Annotated in this window: 15 protein-coding genes; 3 read left to right on the forward strand and 12 right to left on the reverse strand. The window is 63.2% G+C overall.

Annotation, left to right across the window (positions count from 1 at the left end; genetic code table 11):
• Positions 1 to 18 precede the first annotated feature (18 nt).
• From GOEFS_RS00245 to hpf, 3 genes are all read right to left on the reverse strand, one after another.
• Positions 19 to 564 (reverse strand): Rv3235 family protein, encoded by a 546-nt coding sequence (locus tag GOEFS_RS00245; protein WP_007315844.1) that lies wholly within the window; start codon positions 562 to 564, stop codon positions 19 to 21.
• Positions 565 to 622: 58 nt separating this feature from the next.
• Positions 623 to 3,451 carry a preprotein translocase subunit SecA gene (gene secA / locus GOEFS_RS00250; protein ID WP_040524113.1) on the reverse strand — a complete coding sequence of 943 codons (2,829 nt, stop codon included), beginning with the start codon at positions 3,449 to 3,451 and terminating at the stop codon, positions 623 to 625.
• Between the two features lie 206 nt (positions 3,452 to 3,657).
• Positions 3,658 to 4,419, reverse strand: coding sequence for a ribosome hibernation-promoting factor, HPF/YfiA family (hpf, locus tag GOEFS_RS00255; protein ID WP_007315846.1), 762 nt, complete (start codon positions 4,417 to 4,419; stop codon positions 3,658 to 3,660).
• A gap of 346 nt (positions 4,420 to 4,765) precedes the next feature.
• On the opposite strand from hpf, the gene GOEFS_RS00260 reads away from it, so the two are divergent.
• A complete protein-coding gene (locus tag GOEFS_RS00260) occupies positions 4,766 to 5,428 on the forward strand; it encodes a ComF family protein (RefSeq protein WP_040524114.1) in 663 nt (220 codons plus the stop codon).
• A gap of 12 nt (positions 5,429 to 5,440) precedes the next feature.
• Here the strand turns inward: GOEFS_RS00260 and GOEFS_RS00265 are convergent, their stop codons facing one another.
• The 4 genes from GOEFS_RS00265 to GOEFS_RS00280 are packed head-to-tail and all read right to left on the reverse strand — an operon-like array spanning position 5,441 to position 10,020.
• Positions 5,441 to 7,147, reverse strand: a complete 1,707-nt coding sequence (locus GOEFS_RS00265) for an LpqB family beta-propeller domain-containing protein (RefSeq protein ID WP_083837190.1) — start codon at positions 7,145 to 7,147, stop codon at positions 5,441 to 5,443.
• A 47-nt stretch (positions 7,148 to 7,194) separates the two neighbouring features.
• Entirely contained in the window at positions 7,195 to 8,850 is a 1,656-nt protein-coding gene (mtrB, locus tag GOEFS_RS00270; protein ID WP_007315849.1) for an MtrAB system histidine kinase MtrB, read from the reverse strand.
• Positions 8,847 to 9,524 (reverse strand): MtrAB system response regulator MtrA, encoded by a 678-nt coding sequence (gene mtrA, locus GOEFS_RS00275; protein WP_040524131.1) that lies wholly within the window; start codon positions 9,522 to 9,524, stop codon positions 8,847 to 8,849. The genes mtrB and mtrA overlap by 4 nt, the downstream gene beginning before the upstream one ends.
• Before the next feature lie 49 nt (positions 9,525 to 9,573).
• The gene (locus GOEFS_RS00280; protein ID WP_040524132.1) at positions 9,574 to 10,020 is read right to left on the reverse strand and encodes a YdeI/OmpD-associated family protein; all 447 of its coding nucleotides are present in this window, start codon (positions 10,018 to 10,020) and stop codon (positions 9,574 to 9,576) included.
• Between the two features lie 32 nt (positions 10,021 to 10,052).
• On the opposite strand from GOEFS_RS00280, the gene GOEFS_RS00285 reads away from it, so the two are divergent.
• A complete protein-coding gene (locus tag GOEFS_RS00285) occupies positions 10,053 to 10,688 on the forward strand; it encodes a dTMP kinase (RefSeq protein WP_007315852.1) in 636 nt (211 codons plus the stop codon).
• 173 nt (positions 10,689 to 10,861) lie between these two features.
• Here the strand turns inward: GOEFS_RS00285 and GOEFS_RS00290 are convergent, their stop codons facing one another.
• The 4 genes from GOEFS_RS00290 to ahcY form a co-directional block, all read right to left on the reverse strand.
• A complete protein-coding gene (locus GOEFS_RS00290) occupies positions 10,862 to 11,671 on the reverse strand; it encodes an SMP-30/gluconolactonase/LRE family protein (protein ID WP_007315853.1) in 810 nt (269 codons plus the stop codon).
• Positions 11,672 to 11,735: 64 nt separating this feature from the next.
• Complete coding sequence (locus GOEFS_RS00295; RefSeq protein WP_007315854.1) at positions 11,736 to 13,256, reverse strand: DHA2 family efflux MFS transporter permease subunit; 1,521 nt, start codon at positions 13,254 to 13,256, stop codon at positions 11,736 to 11,738.
• Positions 13,257 to 13,327: 71 nt separating this feature from the next.
• Positions 13,328 to 13,708 (reverse strand): VOC family protein, encoded by a 381-nt coding sequence (locus tag GOEFS_RS00300; RefSeq protein WP_007315855.1) that lies wholly within the window; start codon positions 13,706 to 13,708, stop codon positions 13,328 to 13,330.
• A gap of 35 nt (positions 13,709 to 13,743) precedes the next feature.
• The gene (ahcY, locus tag GOEFS_RS00305) at positions 13,744 to 15,219 is read right to left on the reverse strand and encodes an adenosylhomocysteinase (protein ID WP_007315856.1); all 1,476 of its coding nucleotides are present in this window, start codon (positions 15,217 to 15,219) and stop codon (positions 13,744 to 13,746) included.
• Between the two features lie 161 nt (positions 15,220 to 15,380).
• Between ahcY and GOEFS_RS00310 the strand changes: the two genes are divergently transcribed.
• Entirely contained in the window at positions 15,381 to 17,216 is a 1,836-nt protein-coding gene (locus GOEFS_RS00310; protein WP_007315857.1) for an alkyl/aryl-sulfatase, read from the forward strand.
• Between the two features lie 16 nt (positions 17,217 to 17,232).
• On the opposite strand, the gene GOEFS_RS00315 is transcribed toward GOEFS_RS00310, so the two are convergent.
• Positions 17,233 to 19,722: a winged helix-turn-helix domain-containing protein gene (locus GOEFS_RS00315; protein WP_007315858.1), complete on the reverse strand. Its 2,490-nt coding sequence runs from the start codon at positions 19,720 to 19,722 to the stop codon at positions 17,233 to 17,235.
• Between the last annotated feature and the right edge of the window lie 62 nt (positions 19,723 to 19,784).

Below are 19,784 nucleotides of genomic sequence, written 5' to 3' on the forward strand. Positions count from 1 at the left end.
GGCCGGGATCTCCATCGACTATCCCAGTGCGATCGACCTTATCCGCCAACGCAACTCGGTCCGTCGCGGTCGCCGATACGGCTCCGAACCGGCAATCCGACGTACCCGCTGCGGCACATGCTCAACGCGGCCGGCGAAGGCTAGCACCCGCTCCCCACGCAGATAGTTGCCGAAAAATTCCGCCTCGTCCGGCGCGCACATCTGAATATGGACACGCCGCAAGGCGGCCGTGGGCAACGCGGATTCGGCGCTGGCAGCTCCGACATCGCAGGTGCGCCGCAGTGCGACAATCTGGTCGACGACATGCGGGACCACCAGTTCGGCCAGCCGAGCAACGGGACGCCGACGGTCGAGCACCTCGAGGACCTGTGTCATCGCCGTGACGACGAATGTTCGCGCCTCACGTGCCGTCGGCTCGGGCGCGCGTTCGGTTTCGACCGACTTACAGGCACGCGGGGTGGGCGGTGCGAGTTCGACCGCTGCGATGAGCGGCGGCGAACCAAACCAATCCCCGGTGTGTTCGTAGCGCGGTGCGGGCCGAACCAGCAGGTGCGTCGTTTCCATGCCCTATCTGACGCAGCGACCCCGCCGTTCGGTTCCACCTATCGGGAGAATTTTTCCCTTAGCGACGCTTCTTCTTCGACTTCGGCGGCTTGGTCGTCGTTTTGGCCCCGGATCGAGCAGCGGCCCGACGTTCCCGGCGGCTCGCCGATGCCAATGCCGGGTCCTCCAACTCTTCGGCATCCGACGAGACCTCGGTACCACCGTCTTCGGCTGGGCCGGAGTAGGTCATCGGCACCTCGGCCGGCTCGGCGACGCCGCGCGCGCGCAATGCGGCCGGAGCTTCGGTCTTGTCACCCTCCTGGACGGTGACCGGCTCCGGCGCGCCAGGCAACAGCGGCTCGGCCCGTCCGGTCGGCACGTTCAGTGTGGGCTGCTGCGGCGCCTCGACCTCAACCTGCGCGTTGAACAGGAATCCGAGGGTCTCCTCCTTGAGGCCTTCGAGCATGCTGCTGAACATGTCGAAACCCTCGCGCTGGTACTCCACAACGGGGTCCTGCTGGGCCATCGAGCGCAGGTGAATACCTTCGCGCAGATAGTCCATCTCGTACAGGTGATCACGCCACTTACGGTCCAGCACGCTCATCAGGATGGAACGCTCGAGCTGACGGATGGCACCATCCCCGGCGATCTCGGAAATCTCTTCCTCGCGCCGGTCATAGGCGGCATGCGCATCGGCGAGCAGTATTTCTTTGAGATCGTCGGCGCTGACATCTTCACGCTCGCCGTACTCGTTCTCGCCGACGACCTTTTTGGGATCGAGGTTGATCGGGTAGAGCGACTTGAGCGCCGTCCACAACTCGTCGAGGTCCCAGTCTTCGGCGTAACCGATCTCGGTTGCCCCGTCGACATAGGCGCCGACGACGTCGTCGATCATCTGTTGCACCTGCTCGCCGTGGTCTTCGCCCTCCAAGAGGGTGCGGCGCTCCCCGTAGATGATCTTGCGCTGCTCGTTCATCACTTCGTCGTATTTGAGGACGTTTTTACGAACCTCGAAGTTCTGCTGCTCCACCTGCGTCTGCGCGCTGCGGATGGCCTTGGTGACCATCTTCGCTTCGATCGGCACGTCGTCAGGCAGATTGACGCGGTTCATAATCGATTCCAGCGCAGCGCCGTTGAAGCGGCGCATGAGTTCGTCGCCGAGCGACAGGTAGAACCGCGACTCTCCTGGATCGCCCTGACGACCGGACCGGCCGCGCAACTGATTGTCGATACGGCGCGACTCGTGTCGCTCGGTGCCGAGCACGTACAGGCCGCCAGCTTCGCGAACCGCCTCGGCTTCGTCGGCAGCATTCTCGCGAGCGACGGAAATGGCTTCGTCCCAAGCCTTTTCGTATTCGTCGGGAGTATGTACCGGATCGAGACCGGCCTTGCGCAGGCGAGTATCGGCGATGATGTCGGGGTTACCGCCGAGCACGACGTCGGTACCGCGGCCGGCCATATTGGTGGCGACGGTTACCGCTCCGGTCCGCCCGGCCTCGGCGATGATCTGCGCTTCTTGCTCGTGGAATTTGGCGTTGAGCACGGTATGCGGAATTCCGCGACGCTCCAACTGCCGCGACAAATACTCTGAACGCTCGACACTGGTGGTACCGATCAGGACCGGTTGGCCCTTCTCGTGCCGCTCGGTGATGTCGTCGACGACGGCGTCGAATTTCGCCTCTTCGGTCTTGTAGATCAGATCGGACTGATCCTTGCGGATCATCGGCTTATTCGTCGGGATGGGCAGCACCCCGAGCTTGTAGATCTGGTCGAACTCGGCTGCTTCGGTCTCAGCGGTACCGGTCATCCCGCCGAGTTTGTCGTAGAGGCGGAAGTAGTTCTGCAGCGTAATCGTGGCGAGCGTCTGATTCTCCGCCTTGATCTCGACGCCCTCTTTGGCCTCGATCGCCTGGTGCAGACCTTCGTTGAAACGGCGGCCGTCGAGCACGCGGCCGGTGAATTCGTCGACGATGAGGACTTCACCCTTGCGGACGATGTAATCCTTGTCGCGCTGGAACAGTTCTTTGACCTTGATCGCGTTGTTCAGGTAGCTGACCAGCTGCGAGTTGGATGCCTCGTACAGGTTGTCGATACCGAGCTGGTCTTCGACCAGGGCAACGCCGGCCTCGTGTACACCGATGGTCTTCTTCTTGATGTCGACTTCGTAGTGCTCATCGCGCTTGAGCATGGGTGCCAGGCGCGCGAACTCGGTGTACCACTTACTCGACCCTTCCGCGGGGCCAGAGATGATCAACGGAGTACGGGCCTCGTCGATGAGGATCGAGTCGACCTCGTCGACGATGCCGAAGTTGTGGCCGCGCTGGACCAGCTCCTCGAGTGAATGAGCCATATTGTCGCGCAGATAATCGAAGCCGAACTCGTTGTTGGTGCCGTAGGTGATGTCGGCGGCGTAGGCGACCCGACGTGCATCTGGGCTCATACCGGTGAGGATCACCGCGGTCTCCAGACCGAGAAAGCGGTGTACGCGGCCCATCCACTCCGAGTCACGCTTGGCGAGGTAGTCATTGACCGTGACCACGTGGACGCCGTCGCCCGAGAGGGCGTTGAGATACGCGGGGAGCACACAGGTCAGGGTCTTTCCCTCACCGGTTTTCATCTCGGCGATATTGCCGTAGTGCAGTGCCGCACCACCCATGATCTGGACGTGGAAGTGCTTCTGATCCAGGACGCGCCACGCGGCTTCCCTGGCCACGGCGAATGCTTCGGGCAACAGCTCGTCGAGCGAGGCCCCGTCGGCGATCCGCTCCTTGAACTCGTCGGTCTTGCCGCGCAGTTCTTCGTCGGTCAGCGCTTCGATCTCGTCCGACAGCGACTCGACATGCGATGCGATCGCATCCAGACGCTTGACCATTCGACCTTCGCCGACCCGGAGCAGCTTGTTGAGCACTGGCAATCCCTCTAGTTGACTTCGTACTGAGAAAGTTCTCGTCTATCGCCCACCCGATACGCACGGTTGATCGACAGACCCCATGACATGGTACGGGTCGGTGGAGAAATGCAATGCAGGCGGCGCGGTGCGGGCGTGCTACCCACGCACATCGGCGGCCGCGGAGCGATGGACTCCACGGCCGCCGACAACGGGGTTGAGGGGTACTACGACAGTCGGATCAGTCCGTAGTCGAAGGCATGCCGGCGGTACACCACCGACGGTTTGTCCGTTTCTTTGTCGTGGAACAGGAAGAAGTCGTGGCCGACCAACTCCATCTCGTAGAGCGCATCGTCGACAGTCATCGGGTTATCCGGATGTTCCTTGATGCGAACCACTTGTCCCGGAGTGTGCTCGACGACGCCGTCGTCCCACTCGGTATCGACCGACGCGCCCGCATCACCGTTGGTCGCGGCAAGTTCCGCGAGATCAGCGGTGACGGTCGTTCCGGTGGCCTCGGCAACCGACTTGGGTGTGCGGTTTCCGTAGTGGACTTCCCGGCGCGTCTTAACCCGCCGCAGACGCGAATCGAGTTTGTCCAGCGCGGCCTCCAGCGACGCGTAGAAGTTCTCGCCACACGCCTGGGCTCGCACCACCGGTCCTTTTCCGGTGACGGTGATTTCTACCTGCTGAGACGCCTTGGCTTGGCGGGGGTTGCGTTCGTGGAACAGCACGACGTCGAATCGGGAAATTTTGGAGTCGTAACGTTCAAGCCTGGCAAGCTTGTCGCCGACGTAGATTCGATAGTGATCGGGTATTTCGACGTTGCGTCCGTTGAACGTAACCGTCGCATCGGGCTGGACAGGTTCCTCGGCCTCCGCCGTCCCCGGCGGCAGTACGAAAGCCTTGGCTACCACCTCCGCTTCGCTTGGCCGCGGTTCTGCGACCTTGGATTCACGGTGACCCTTGCGGTGGATGACTGTCGACATTCACTCTCCTCCTTGTTGTACCGTCCAGCCGAAAGCAATTGCCACGCAACATCTTTCAGCGCAGAGCGCAGGACTGGACCTGGTAACACGCCAGCCGACGGCTGACGCTCAATTGCAGCGGCATCACCTCCTGGGGAGCACACACGCAAACATCGCCGAATCGATGCGTTGCCTACGACCGTAGCCCGAAGTTTGCCGATCGGCCACGTTTCCGACCACCTATGTCGTAACTGTGTTTCCCCGCGCCGGATATCCACAGTTCGAGTCGTTCCATCGGTGTTGTGGACAACCGTCGAGACCTCGACGGAACGGGGACGCGATCACCGGAAGTATCAATCCCGTGCGAATGCTCGCGGCGCTATCCGATCTCGTCCTACCGATCGACTGCGGCGGATGTGGCGCGGTGGGAACCCGCTGGTGTGAGCGGTGCCGCGGACGTATGCGGGACGATCCCATCGCGCTGACGCCGAGGGTCGCCGTCGGCGCACCGGTGTGGGCACTGGGACGCTACCGGGCACCGTTCGCCACGTCGGTGCTGGCCATGAAGGAACATCGACGACGAGACCTGGCACAGCCCATCGGCAGCGCGCTCGCATCGACCTTGCGGACGCTGGCGCGCTGGTCCGAAGTGCCGGACGCGGCTCACCTCTACCTTGTCCCCGCCCCCACCCGGATGCTCGCGGCACGACGTCGCGGTGGCGATACCGTCACCGCGTTTGCCGGAGTTGCCGCGGCCCGCCTTGGTCCCGCCGTATCGGTTGCTCCGCTGCTCCGAACAGCCGGGTCGGTCCGCGACTCGATGGGACTCGACGCTCGTCGCCGGGCCACGAATATGTCCGGCGCGATCAGAATTCGGCGACGGCCAGCCACCCGGCTGCCGACCGAGAACCACGCGGTTATCCTCGTCGACGACGTGCTCACCACTGGGGCAACCGCGGCGGAATCAGTCAAAGTTCTTGCTACACAACGCGTATTCGTAGATTGCGTAGTAGTGATTGCCGGCGCGTGAGGTGCTACTCGGTTACCCCGGCAGTATCGGCATCGCGTCAGGCGACATTCCCCCGTCGACCTCGGTCCACGAGCGATCCGGCTGACCGTCGGTGCTGCCCAATCGCAGAACTCCGCGGGCGTCGCCGACGTATACGGTCGTCGCATTTGCCGCTACCGTCCGCAGCGGCGGCGTCAGATTGCCGCTGAGCAAACCAACCGCGGGTAGCCCACTGATCGAGACCTGGGCGACCGGAGCCTCCGGGGTGTCCCGCGCGACCATCACCGTCGTCGGGGTCGCCCAGTCGATCCCGGTCGAATTGTTGCCCAGGTTATAGGCCGCGATCCGCGGTGACGTCAGCGCCAAGGCGCCATTGGGCGAAGTCACGATCGACGCGAACAGCAACTGTCCCGAGACCAGCAGTGCCGCGCGCGCCCCGTCGGGTGACACTTTCAATTGGGCGATCGGTCCCCTCAACACGGTTGCGATCGACGACGCGTCGGCCACCGTCACCCGAGTTCCGCTATCGGTTACCACCCACTGCGTCGGCTTTCCATCGACGACCGCCCAGATCGTGTTGTTGTTCGGTCCAAAACTGGGTCGCGAGATGGTCGCACCACTGGCTAACGGACTCACCGCGCCGCCGTAAGTGCCGGCGAGCAGGGTAAGGCGGGGCGAGCCCGGCGACTGCTGCACAGCGGCTACCCGGGTCCCGTTCGGCGAGATCGCGGCGGCCACCAGGCGCTGGTCGGTGCCCATTTGCCCGGCTACCGGCGAAGCTCCCTGGCCGTCGATCGAATAGAGCGAACCCGCTCGCAACACGTTTAATCCGACCGAAGTCTGTTGCACCGCATTGGGATTCGAGGACTCCACGTCGGTCACACGCCATTCCTGCGCATGTCCGGGGACAAGTGGGGCACCGTCGGAAGTCAAGGTGTACGGTCCTGCGACATCGGCGTCGTGCAGAGTCCAGATCACCTGTGCGGCAAGCAGATTCCTCGCGGAATCGGACATGTCGCCCAGCCCGCCGAAATCGACCTTCACTCCCTCACCGCGGACCACCTGAGCCCGACCGTTCAACCGCGCGCCGCTCGGGAACGAATTCGCCACTGCCCCTTCGAGTTCGGTCGTCGGACCGGCGATCAGCCGGGACAGCAGGTCGGTCGGTGTGTAGTTCCCCAGGTAGAACCAGCGCGGATCAGGTGTCAGTCGTGCGCTACTGGCACCCGATGCTCCAGCGGCCGGATCGGTGAAATAGAGCATGGCCAACCGGTACGTTGACTCGAACTGCCGACGGTCGAGCATGACGCCCGACGGTAACGCTCCGTCGACCCGCCAGCCCGCGGTGGTACGCGTCATCGTGAGCGTGGTCTCCACCCGGCCGTTCGCCGGCAGCAACTGGCCGTTGACTTTCAAGATGCCGCTGTTGTCGGCGATCAACCGCATTTTGACCGAGGTGTCGGTCCGCTCGTCGACAAGCAGCGAGGCGTCGTCGAGCACGACGGTGTCGCCGCGGTCATCCCACTGCTTGGCCGCGGTCGGCGACAGGAAAGCGCGAGCCGACGCATGTGCGTTGCGCGGATCGGCCGTGGCGCGTAGGAACGCGCGTGCCAGTGCCTCGGGATCCATATCCTGCTGCGGCGTCGGCAATGCACTCGTCGGCACTTGCCGATTGAACGGCTGGACCGGCTGTGGCGCGGAATCGGTTGGGATAGAAGCACATCCGGTAAGCACCATCATTACGGCCACGAACGCGACCACTAGCCTGAGCTCAATCCGCCGGTGCCTCACTTGCCACCTCCGGGCGTCGCGGCACGACCACTACGCGCCGACGTCGGCTTGAGCGGGAGCGGCGAGCCGAGAACCTTGTGGCCGCGCACCAGCGGGAGCGTCAGCCGGAAGTTCGCGCCCTTACCCGGCTCGCCCCACGCTTCGAGTCGGCCCTGATGCAATCGGGCGTCTTCGACGCTGATCGCCAGGCCGAGGCCGGTACCGCCGGAACGTCGGAAACGCGATGGGTCCGATCGCCAGAATCGGTTGAACACCAGCCGCTCTTCGCCGGGCCGCAAGCCGATACCCAAGTCGCGGACGGTCAACGCGACCGCGTCGCCGTCCGAACGCATCGTCAACGTGACCGGCTTGTGTTCGCCGTGGTCGATGGCATTGGCCAGCAGATTGCGCAGTACACGTTCGATCCGGCGGGGATCGATCTCGGCGATCACCGGATCCCGGGGAAGGTCGAGGACGAGTTCGGTGCCAGATTCCGACGCCAAGTGGGTGACCGTGGCCAGTGCCCCTTCGATCGGGATGAGCATATCCATCCGCTCGGATGCCAGCTCGGCCATTCCGGCGTCGTGGCGCGAAATCTCCAGCAGCTCGGTCAGCAGCGTTTCGAAGCGATCGATCTCCTTGTCGAGTAGTTCGACGGATCGTTTGAGCACGGGATCGAGGTCGTCGCGTGATTCGTACAGCACATCGCTGGCCATCCGAACCGTGGTGAGCGGCGTGCGTAGCTCGTGGCTGACGTCGGAGGTGAATTGGCGTTGCAGCCCGCCGAATTCCTCGAGATGAGTGATCTGTTTGGACAGACTCTCGGCCATATCGTTGAAGGACATGGCCAGCCGCGCCATATCGTCTTCGCCACGGACCGGCATCCGCTCTTTGAGCCGGCCGTCGGCGAACCGCACGGCAATCCTCGACGCCGAGCGGACCGGCAGCACAACCTGCCGCGACACCAGCCAGGCGATCGCGGCGAGCAGGCCGAGCAGCACGATCGCGCCGGTGAGCAGGGTGCCGCGGACCAGCGAGACCGTATTGGCCTCATTGGTCAGCGGGAATACGAGATAGAGCTCTAGCCCGGAAACCGCCGAGTTAGTCGGCGTGCCGATGATCAGAGCCGATACCGTGCTGCCGCCTTCGGTGGCGACCGTCGAATACTGATAGGCCACCTGCCCGCCCTGTACCATCGCCCGCAAGGTTGTCGGAATCTCCGACGTCGGGCCGACACCGGAGTCGGTGACGCCGGCATTGCCGGGTACCAGCAACACAATGTCGAAGGCACCGACCGAACCGGTGGTCTGCGACGAGTCGCTGTCGCGTTCGGTGAGCAGCGCACGGGTCTGACGTAATCGCACCTGCACCGAGGAACTGGCATCGGACGCGGTCAACCCACGTTCGACGGCAACCCGCGCACGGTCGATTTCCTCGGTCGCCGCGGCAAGTTTGGCATCGAGCAGCCGGTCGGTGATCTGCGAGATCAGCACGAACCCCAGGATCAGAATTACGACGAACGACAATGCCAACGTCGAGACAACGACGCGCAACTGAAGCGAACGTCGCCAAACATGGCCGAAGCCGCGCCCCACTCGACCGGCCGCGCGGGTAATACGGCCAAAAGTTGAGTTGACGCGGCGTCGCGGCCCGAATCGCGGGCGAGCGATCACGGCGGTCCGGCCTTGTAGCCGACCCCTCTCACCGTGAGCACGACTTCAGGATTCTCCGGGTCCGTCTCGACCTTCGCGCGCAGCCGCTGGACATGCACGTTGACGAGTCGGGTGTCGGCCGGGTGGCGATAGCCCCAAACCTGTTCGAGCAGCACGTCACGAGTAAACACCTGACGCGGCTTGCGGGCCAGCGCGACGAGCAGATCGAATTCCAGCGGGGTCAACGAGATCGGCACACCGTCACGGGTCACCTTATGGGCGGGAACGTCGATCTCGACCGGTCCAATCGACAGCATTTCGGCTGGCTCGTCGTCGGTGCGACGCAGCCGGGCGCGCACGCGTGCGACGAGTTCCTTTGGCTTGAACGGCTTGACCATATAGTCGTCGGCACCGGACTCGAGGCCGAGCACCACGTCGACGGTGTCGGACTTAGCCGTCAGCATCACGATCGGCACGCCGGAGTCGGCGCGCAGCACCCGACAAACGTCGATGCCATTCATGCCCGGCAGCATCAGGTCGAGCAGCACAAGGTCGGGCCGGATCTCTCGCACGGCGGTGAGCGCCTGCGTGCCGTCACCGACGACGAACGGCTCAAAACCTTCGCCGCGCAACACGATTGTCAACATCTCCGCGAGCGCGGCGTCATCATCGACGACCAGGATGCGTGGCTTCATGGTCATATGGTGACATTCCCGTGACCTTCTTGTCCGGACGGCACGCCGATCAGCCAGTGGCAGACCTCAACTCGGCGATGATCTTGTCGATTCGACGAAGGCGGGTCTCGGGCCGCTTGGCCTCCACGACAGATCGCGCGCCCTCTTTCCGACGGGTGTAGGTCTGTGCGTCGAATACCTCACGTAGGGACGCCGCCGCGAGCGCTGCGCCGAGGTCGTCGGGGACGTCGACGGTCCGATCAGCGACGTCGAGTTCGATTGCGGCGTCGACGGTATCGCCGATGTCGACGCCGAGTTGGCCGCGGGCGGCCTTGGATAACCCGATGAGGTTGGCACCACCCATCACCGCCAGGCGTAGCCTGGCCTGCCTGCCACCGATCGTCACCAGCACAGCCGCCCGCTTGCCGCCACCGAGTTCGTCGACGTCGGCATCGGTGAGTTCAATGGCGGTAGCCGGGCCGACGGGTTTGAGCGTCGTATGGACGTGCAACATCATGCGGCCGAGCATGCCACCTTACGATCTAGGGCGTGGGAAAACTCATCGCGGTGGAAGGCCTCGACGGCGCAGGAAAGAACACCTTGGTGACATCGCTGGTCACCGGTTGGCGCGCGCGGGGAATGTCGGTCGCGACTCTCGCGTTCCCGCGCTACGGCGCGGCGGTCACCGCCGATATCGCCGCCGAAGCGTTGCACGGCCGCCACGGCGACCTCGCTTCCTCGGCCTACGCGATGGCAATGCTGTTCGCGCTCGACCGTGCCGACGCCGCCGGTCAGATTCGCGCCGACATCGATTCGCACGACGTCGTCATCTTGGATCGCTACGTCGCGTCGAACGCGGCGTACAGCGCCGCGCGACTGGGCGAGCCGATTAGCGGTCCCGCGGCAACCTGGGTGGCCGACCTCGAGTTCGGACGATTCGCCCTGCCGGTGCCGAATCATCAAGTCTTCCTTGGGGTTCCAACGTCGGTGGCGGCCGAACGGGCACGCACGCGCGCGGCGTCGGATGCCACACGCGCACGCGACGCTTACGAACGCGACGGCGATCTGCAGACCCGCGTCGACGCCGCGTATCGCGATTTGGCTGCGGCACAATGGTTTTCGCCGTGGTCGGTGACAACCGGTGAGGCGGACGACCCGGCGATCGAGGAACTGACCGCCATCTGACTAGCCCTCCCAATCGTCAAGTGCCCTTCCGACCGTCGAGCACCCTTCCGATCGTCGAGTGCCCTTCCGATGGTCGAGTGCCTTTTCGGTCGTCGAGTGCCGAAGCGAGCTTGCGAGCTTAGGGGTATCGAGACGCGGTGAGACGAACTCGAAACCTGCCGAAAGACCTCTGATCACCGCTCCCCCAACTCAATTCGCACGATTTGCCCCGACCCGGCCATGTCCTGCCCCCAACCTGCGGCCGCGACATACAGCGTCGAACCGGAATCGTCGATCGCGCAGTCGAAACATCCGCGGTCCAGTTCCACCGTCGAAAGCACCTCACCACCTTCGGCAACCAGTGCGCAATGCTGCTGTGGCACACTGGCGTACCAAATCGCGCCAGAGGGATCAACCGAAATTCCATCTGGCGCAACACCTTCGCCGAGGTCGGCCCACACCCGACGATCACCCAACGATCCGTCATCGGCGATGGTGAACGCGGTCAATCGCGCCGCATACGACTCCGCGACGATCAGCGTCGAGCCATCACCAGTGACCGCCATACCATTTGGAAAAGCGAGGTCATCAGCGACGCGGCGAACGGCCCGGTCAGGCGAGACCACTCCGATGAACCCCGGCGCGAACTCGCCACCCGGAAAGTCGAATCCGATGTTATTGACGAAGACATGTCCACGCGGGTCGACAGCGATGTCGTTGTAGGGCTTATCCGACAGCACCGAGAGATCAGCGAATCCGGTGAGCGCACCGTCTCCGGTCACAGTTGTCAACGCTGCGCCTCCACCGGTGCAGACCAGAGTCCCGTCCGGCAACCAGTCAAAACAGATGGGCATCCCCGGCAGGGTCGCCACGGGATGTTCAGCGCCATCGGCGGCTACGCGAATGATCCTCTGCGCGAACCAGTCCGCGAACCAAAACTCGCTGGCTCGGATCCTTGCTGATTCCACGAGCCCGTGTCCGGACGCGATAATTGTGGACGACATCATCAACTCCTTCGTATCGGCTGTCGGTAGGGACTGACCGTCCGACTACGAAGAACTCATCGCCTCAATGCACCAAACCGACCTCACTCGACTGTTTGGGCTTACGCCGCGGCAAGAAGAAGGCGGGCACCAGGGTCACCACCACCAGGCACAACGACACCGTCCAGGTGTGCGCGAATGCCGACGCCGCCTGGTCGAGACCTTCTTCGAAAATCTTCGGCGGCATCTTCGCCTCGATAGCCGGATTCATCTGCGCCGCTATCGCCGGGCGCGCGAACTCCTGACGCGCCAACAGCGTCGTGAGTACGACCGCGATGGTGGCCGTGCCGATCGAACTACCGGTTTGATTGACGATATTCATCAGCGACGACCCGCGCGCCACCTGCTGATGATTGAGCGTCTGTAGCGCGGCGGTCATCGTCGGCATCATCGTGGCGCCCATACCGAGGCCCATCACGAACAACGCACCTTCGATGGCGATCATCGGCGTATCCGCGCCGATCGTGGTGAAGAACGACAGTCCAAGACAGATCACGATCACACCGGTCAGGACAATGCGACCCGGTCCGATCTTGTCCACCAATCGCCCCGATATCGGCATCGTGATCATCGCGCCGAGGCCCTGTGGAGCGATCAGCAAACCAGCGGTCAAGGTTGATACGCCGCGCACCTGTTGCAGATAGGACGGCAGCAATAGCGCCGCGCCGAAGAACGCCATGACGAAGAACAGCATCGTCAGCACCGCGAAAGTCAGGTCACGGTTCTTGAACAAATGCAGGTCGATGAGCGGATGTTCGGTGCGCAACGCGTGGAACACGAATCCCACTAGCAGCGCCAACCCGATAATGCCAGGTACCAGCACTCTGACGGCGATCACCCGACCTTCGCCCGGGATCGACGACACGCCGAACAGGAACAGCGCGAGCCCCGGCGATGCGAGCAACATGCCGACGAAGTCGAAGGATTGCGACGGCTGGGGATTGTCCGGTTCGAGCACGATGGCGGCGAGGGTCAGCGCGAGGATGCCGATCGGCACGTTGATCAGGAAGATCCAATGCCAGCTGAAGTCTTCGATCAACCAGCCACCCAGAATCGGTCCGCCGATGGGGCCGAGCAGCATCGGTATACCGATGATCGCCATCACCCGGCCGACCCGGTCCGGGCCGGCCGCTTGCGTCATGATCGTCATGGCCAACGGCATCAACATGCCTCCGCCTAGACCCTGAATGACTCGAAACCCGATGAGCGACTGGATATTCCACGCCGTACTGCATAGCACCGAGCCGAGTACGAACAGCACGAGCGCGAGCATGTACAGCCGCTTGGTGCCGAATCGGTCGGCGGCCCAGCCAGTTAGCGGGATGACAGTCGCGAGCGCGAGCGTGTAACCGGTCATCGACCACGCCGCGAATGTGTAGCTAGTTGAGAAGACGTCCTGGAAGGTGGGGATAGCGACGTTGACGACGGTGATGTCGAGGATCGACATGATCGCGCCGATAATTACCACCCCGGCGATCTTCAGCACGCGCGCGTCGAGCCCGTCCGGCGGGGTCGTGGCACCCGCCTGGGATGAGGATGAAGTCATCGACTTAGCGTGTCACGATTCGATTCGATTCGCGGTCGTGCCGGAAAGAATTCGTTCGGCGAATCTACATCTCAGCGCAGATCGCGTCGAAGCGGATGACTCGCCGGCACCTCGACGAGGACGATCGGCACCCCGTCCGGGTCGGCGATCCACATTTCGATCAGTCCCCAAGGTTCGGTCCGCGCCTCACGGGTGATCTCGACGCCGAGGTCGCGCAGTTGCTCGGCCGTCGCACCAACATCGCGCACCTGCAACCAGATGGCACCACTGAACCCCGACGGCTCCGCATCACCGTGCCCGGCGACCTCGATCAGACTCTGCCCGGCGAAAAACACTGTGCCGCCGGGGTATTCGCGATAGATCGCCAAACCGAGCAGATCTCGATAGAACGCAAGAGTGGTGCCGTAGTCGGCTGGACGCAGGATTAGCCTGCTGCTCAGAATTTCGACCACGACACCACCCTAATGGTTAGTGCGTCCCTATTGGCTCAGTAGCGGTAATGCTCTGGCTTGTACGGGCCTTCGACGTCGACGCCGATGTACTCGGCCTGCTCCTTGGACAGCTTGGTCAGCGTGCCGCCGAGTGCTTCGACGTGGATGCGCGCGACCTTCTCGTCGAGGTGCTTGGGCAGGCGGTAGACCTCGTTGTCGTATTCGTCCGGCTTGGTCCACAGTTCGATCTGCGCGATGACCTGGTTGGAGAAGCTGTTGCTCATCACGAACGACGGGTGGCCGGTGGCGTTACCCAGGTTGAGCAAACGTCCCTCGGACAGCACGATGATGCTGTGACCGTCCTCGAAGACCCACTGGTCGACCTGAGGCTTCACGTTGATCCGCGTGACACCTTTGGCGGTTTCCAGGCCGGCCATGTCGATCTCGTTGTCGAAGTGGCCGATGTTGCCCAAGATGGCCTGGTTCTTCATCTGCTTCATGTGATCGAAGGTGATGATGCCCAGGTTGCCCGTGGAGGTGATGACGATGTCGGCGTTGCCGATGGCGTCTTCGACGGTGACGACGTCGAAGCCGTCCATCAGTGCCTGAAGCGCGTTGATCGGGTCGATCTCGGTGACCTGCACGCGAGCACCCTGACCGGCCAGTGATTCGGCACAGCCCTTGCCGACGTCGCCGTAACCGCAGATCAGCACCTTCTTGCCACCGATCAGCACGTCGGTGCCGCGGTTGATGCCGTCGATCAGCGAGTGACGGGTGCCGTATTTGTTGTCGAACTTGCTCTTGGTGACCGAGTCGTTGACGTTGATCGCGGGGAACGCGAGATCGCCCGCCGCGGCGAATTGGTAGAGCCGCAGTACGCCGGTGGTGGTCTCTTCGGTGACACCCTTGACCGACTCCGACACCTTGGTCCACTTGGATTTGTCGGCGTCAAAGCTGTTGCGTAGCAATTCCAGAAAGACGTTGTACTCGGCGGAGTTGGCGTCGTCGGCGGGCGGGACCACACCGGCCTTCTCGAATTCGGCGCCACGCAGCACCAGCATGGTCGCGTCGCCACCGTCATCGAGGATCATGTTGGCCGGCTCGCCGGGCCACGTGAGCATCTGCTCGGCGGCCCACCAGTACTCCTCGAGTGTCTCGCCCTTCCAAGCGAAAACCGGAATACCCTTGGGCTCCTCGACGGTGCCGTTGGGACCGACGACGATTGCCGCGGCGGCATGATCCTGCGTCGAGAAGATGTTGCACGATGCCCAGCGAACCTCTGCACCCAATGCGGTGAGAGTTTCGATCAAGACTGCGGTTTGAACGGTCATGTGCAGTGAGCCGGAGACGCGAGCGCCCTTGAGCGGCAGCACATCTGCGTACTCACGGCGCAGTGACATCAGGCCGGGCATCTCGTGCTCGGCGAGTTCGATTTCTTTGCGGCCGAAGTCTGCCAGCGACAGATCAGCGACTTTGAAGTCGATTCCGTTGAGGGTATCGACCGTCGGGTCAGATTTGCGCACCATTGTCATCTATCTCCCCTGAATATTTCACGGACGGCGATTTGCTTTCGCCCAGGCTATCGGACGGCCAAGTTGGGGTCGCCTTCACCCCGAATGGGTGACGGAAACCCGCACCTAACGACTTACGGTTAAAAGGGACGCCGCCGGCAAATCCCTTGGGAGGAACAGTTTTGACCACAGAAACCAGCTATCCGTTCGACGATGCACGGGACTACGCCGACACCCAACGCGGATTCATCGGTACGCGGTCGCCGGGCACGATTACCAACGACCGCGGCGAGGTCGTATGGGATTGCGACTCATACGATTTCATCAGCGGCGAGGCTCCGCCGACCGTCCACCCAAGTCTGTGGCGTCAGTCGGAATTGGTCGCCCGGCACGGCCTATTCGAGGTTGTCGACGGCATCTACCAGGTACGCGGCTTTGACCTGTCGAATATCACCTTCATCGAAGGCGACGCCGGCATTATCGTTATCGATCCGCTCATCTCCACCGAGACCGCGGCTGCCGCGCTGGCGTTGTATCGCGAGCACCGCGGGAACCGACCGGTCGTCGCGGTCATCTACACACACTGTCACGTAGACCACTTCGGTGGTGTCAAGGGCGTGACCACCCAGGAAGACGTCGACGCGGGACGCGTGCAGATCATCGCGCCGGCAGGTTTCCTCGAACCGGCTATCGCCGAAAACCTTTATGTCGGTACGGCAATGGCGCGGCGGGCAGGCTATATGTACGGGGCGGCCTTGCCACGTACCCCGCTCGGAAGCGTGGGCGCTGGGCTCGGACAAACCACCTCCACCGGAAGTGTCACGTTGATCCGGCCAACGGTCGACATCACCGAGACCGGTCAGGAGTTGGTCGTCGACGGCACGCGCATCGTCTTCCAGTTGGCACCGGGCACCGAGGCACCAGCCGAGATGCACTTCCATTTCCCAGATCACCGGGCGTTATGTATCGCGGAGAATGCCACGCATACCCTGCACAACATCCTCACCCTGCGCGGTGCCGTCGTTCGGGACGCACATATCTGGGCCCACTATCTGGGCGAGGCAATCGCGATGTTCGGTGACCAGACCGACGTGGTCTTCGCGTCGCATCATTGGCCAACCTGGGACCACGACCGCGCTATCGGCTTTCTCGAGATTCAACGCGACCTCTACGCGTATCTCCACGACCAGACGGTTCGGATGATCAACAAGGGCTACACGGGCGCCGAGATCGCCGAACGCATCTCGCTACCGCCCGCGTTGGACAACGTATGGGCGACGCACGGCTACTACGGTTCGGTCAGCCACAACGTGAAAGCCATCTACCAGCGCTATATGGGGTGGTACGACGGCAACCCCGCACGGCTGTGGCGGCATACGCCGGCGCAGGCCGCTATCCGCTACGTGGAGTTCATGGGCGGCGCCGACGCGGTGGTGGCCAAAGCGCGCGAGTCCAAGGAGGCGGGCGATTTACGCTGGGCCGCAGAAGTTCTCGACCACGTCGTCTTCGCACAACCAGACCATGTGGAGGCGCGCGCACTGTATGCCGACACCGTGGAAGCACTCGGATTCGGCTCCGAGAACGGGACCTGGCGCAACGTATATCTCTCCGCCGCAACGGAATTGCGCAACGGCAGCTTCGGCACCCCGACGGCCACCGCGCCGGGCGACGTCATCGCGAACCTCTCACCGGAAATGTTCTTCGACGCCCTCGCCATCCAGATTGACGGCCCACGCGCCTGGGATCTGAATATCGAACTGCGGTGGGCCTTTCCGGATCACGACGCCGTGCTGCGGACGCGACTACGCAATGGCGTTTTCAGTCACGACGCCGATTCGCCGGGCGATGTCGACGCGACGCTCACTGTGCCGAAAGGTGCGCTGGCCGCACTGGCTACGTCGGATCTGGAGCGAGCGCGAGCAGTGGGACTCACTGTCGACGGCACGCCAGCAGTTGTCGCGCAAATCTTCGACGTACTCGATCCCGGCGATCCCAACTTCGAGATAATTCTGCCCTAGCAACAGATTCGGTCTTTCACACCAGTCCAAGCTCCCGGCCGCGGGCGATCGCTTCGCGACGGCCGCTGACAGCCAGCTTCTGGTAGATCGAGCGTTGGTGCGTTTTCACCGTATTCACCGAGATATACAGCGCACCAGCGATTTCGGCCGTCGTCAGCGAACTCACCAGGTAGCGCAGCACATTCAGCTCCCGGTCGCTCAGTGGGACGAAAAGCGCTGTCGCTGAAGACTTTCGGATGCCGACAGCCGACATCCGGCTCAACAGGTCCAGCGCGAACGCGGTCTGCGACGTTCCGTTCTCGATGCGCCGCGACAACAACGTGCGCAACTCATTCTGCCGAGCCAAAAATGGCCGGCGGAATTCGGTATCACTCGCGAGTACCAGAGCTTCTTCGAGGCGATCGAGTTTGTCGCCATCGGATGTCGTGTCGAGCACCTGATCCACCAAGCGCTCCAGAATGTGGCGGGGCGCATCCGTCGGTGCGAGTGACGTGGCTGAGCCCGTTGGAGGTCGGTCACCGGCCACCTGAGCCGCGATGACATCGGCTAGTCGCGCCGCGTTCTCGATCAGCGGCGGCGGTACCAGTGACTCGGAAATCTCCGATCTCCCGGTTCGTAGGATCGACGCGGCGTCGTAGGCGGTACCGGCGGCCAAGGCAAGCTGAACTCGCATCAACATCACCGCGAACAGCCTCGCCGGTTCGGTCGCCGCCGACGCCGCGCGGTCAAGCCACTGAGCCGAATCGCTAAGATCGTCGCGGTCCAATGACACACCGGCCAGCGCGAGGAATGCGACCGAGTCCTGCGCCTGCGCCGGTATGCCCGCGGCCGCGAACCCGTTGATCGCCTCGGTTGCCCATTCGGCAGCTTCGACCAATTCGCCTGCCTCCCAACATAAATAAGATAGCTGAGCCCTCGCGGTGTGGACCGGTAGGAGAGTTTGCGAAATAGGACGGTGTCGCGCGGCGTCACGAAGGTGCGCGCGCGCCGCCGCGACGTCGCCAAGCCATAACTCACATGTTCCGGCGCTACTCCAGAGCAGTATTCGCAACGCCGCCCAATCGGCTATGCCGAGGTCGGCGAGAACGTGCGCGTCGGTTGGCATCGTTCGGCACCTGGCGAGGACGCCGACAAGGTCGCCCGCGCATCGCATCACCCGCAAATCGATGAAGTCCAGAACGAATTCGTATCGTCGACGCTGGCGATCGTCGACCCGATGCAACTCCGCACGAGTTGCGGCCACCAGCTCCCCCACGCCCGACGTCATACCGCTCATCGATTGTGCCGCAGCAACTCCCAGCGCCAGACCGGGATGCAACAACAGCACCTCTCCCGGCACTGCGGATAAGGTGGAGCTGAGATCGGCCGGTGACTGGCGCACGGTCCAGGTCACCACGTTGACTCCGACCAGCTCGCCGGCGAGCGACCACGCCTCGGCGGCAAGCGCATGATGTAGCGCGGTTAACGGTTCGTCCTGGTCCCGATACCAGAGCGCTGCCACGCGGTGTAGTTCCAGGCGCGCGGGGCGATCGGTAGCCCGCGACCGCAGGAAGTCGAGCAGGAGTGGATGTATGCGGTACCACCCCAGATGATCGCCAAGTTCGTGAACAAAGGCGTTGAGGTGGGACAGTTCGGCGAGTATCTCGGCACTGTGCGCTCCCCCGCCGAGAGCCTCGGCGAGGTCGGCGCAGACCTCGTCCACGGTGCTTATGCGGGCCAGAAAGTTCCGCCATCGCGTCGGGAGGCCCAGATAGACCTCGTTCATCAGGTAGTCGGCAATATATCCAGACCGGCCGGAGAAGCGCTCGATGAACGCCTTGGGGTCGTCGGTGCCGTTGAGTCCGAGCGCAGCGAGTCGCAGGCCGGCCGCCCAACCCTCGGTGCGCCCAACCACCGATGCCAATTCGCCGTCACCCAGCCCGACGTCGAGCTGAGCGAATAGCAATCTCGCCTCACTATTGTTGAACCGCAACACTTCCGCTCGGATGTCGACGAGCATTCCGTCGGCCCGCATCCGATGCAGCGGCCACGGCGGGTCGTGCCGAGAGATCGCCACCAGGTGCAGGTTGGGTGCGCCCGCGGCGATGAACTCGACTAGTTGATCGTGGATCTTCTCGCCGGTGACGCCGTTGAGGTCATCGAGTACGACGATCACTTCGTCGGCCCGCCGGGAGAGCCACTGCGCCAACCGAACGGGCACCTCGGTCGGAGCGCTGTCGATCAGGCCGCGTATGTCGCGGAGGTCGTCGCTGTCGTCGGCGTAATGAGCGAGCGCGTCGACAATCCCCGACCAGATCGACCTCTCGTTGTCGCCAATGCCGGCAACATTCACCCATGCCGCGTCGCTGAGCCCTCGCTCGTCCAACCACGACGCGACCGCCAACGATTTGCCATAGCCGGCCGGCGCGCAGAGGAGCACACACGGAAGCATCCGCGCATCGTCGAGAGTCTCCAGGACGCGCGGCCGTAGCACGACGTTGCGCGCCACCGGGCGAGTGAGCTTCACCGAAGCTCGACTCGTTTTGAGTCGACCCGTCATCGTCGCCACCACTCTCCGCGATCTATACC

The sequence above is a fragment of the Gordonia effusa NBRC 100432 genome (assembly GCF_000241305.1).
GTDB classification, from domain to species: domain Bacteria; phylum Actinomycetota; class Actinomycetes; order Mycobacteriales; family Mycobacteriaceae; genus Gordonia; species Gordonia effusa.

What these genes read in the sequence shown, in the direction of transcription:
- GOEFS_RS00245 (WP_007315844.1), bottom strand. Translation starts at nt 564, where the DNA reads ATGGAAACGACGCACCTGCTGGTTCGGCCCGCACCGCGCTACGAACAC.
- hpf (WP_007315846.1), bottom strand. Translation starts at nt 4,419, where the DNA reads ATGTCGACAGTCATCCACCGCAAGGGTCACCGTGAATCCAAGGTCGCA.
- GOEFS_RS00260 (WP_040524114.1), top strand. Translation starts at nt 4,766, where the DNA reads ATGCTCGCGGCGCTATCCGATCTCGTCCTACCGATCGACTGCGGCGGA.
- GOEFS_RS00265 (WP_083837190.1), bottom strand. Translation starts at nt 7,147, where the DNA reads ATGATGGTGCTTACCGGATGTGCTTCTATCCCAACCGATTCCGCGCCA.
- mtrA (WP_040524131.1), bottom strand. Translation starts at nt 9,524, where the DNA reads ATGAAGCCACGCATCCTGGTCGTCGATGATGACGCCGCGCTCGCGGAG.
- GOEFS_RS00280 (WP_040524132.1), bottom strand. Translation starts at nt 10,020, where the DNA reads ATGATGTTGCACGTCCATACGACGCTCAAACCCGTCGGCCCGGCTACC.
- GOEFS_RS00290 (WP_007315853.1), bottom strand. Translation starts at nt 11,671, where the DNA reads ATGTCGTCCACAATTATCGCGTCCGGACACGGGCTCGTGGAATCAGCA.
- GOEFS_RS00295 (WP_007315854.1), bottom strand. Translation starts at nt 13,256, where the DNA reads ATGACTTCATCCTCATCCCAGGCGGGTGCCACGACCCCGCCGGACGGG.
- ahcY (WP_007315856.1), bottom strand. Translation starts at nt 15,219, where the DNA reads ATGACAATGGTGCGCAAATCTGACCCGACGGTCGATACCCTCAACGGA.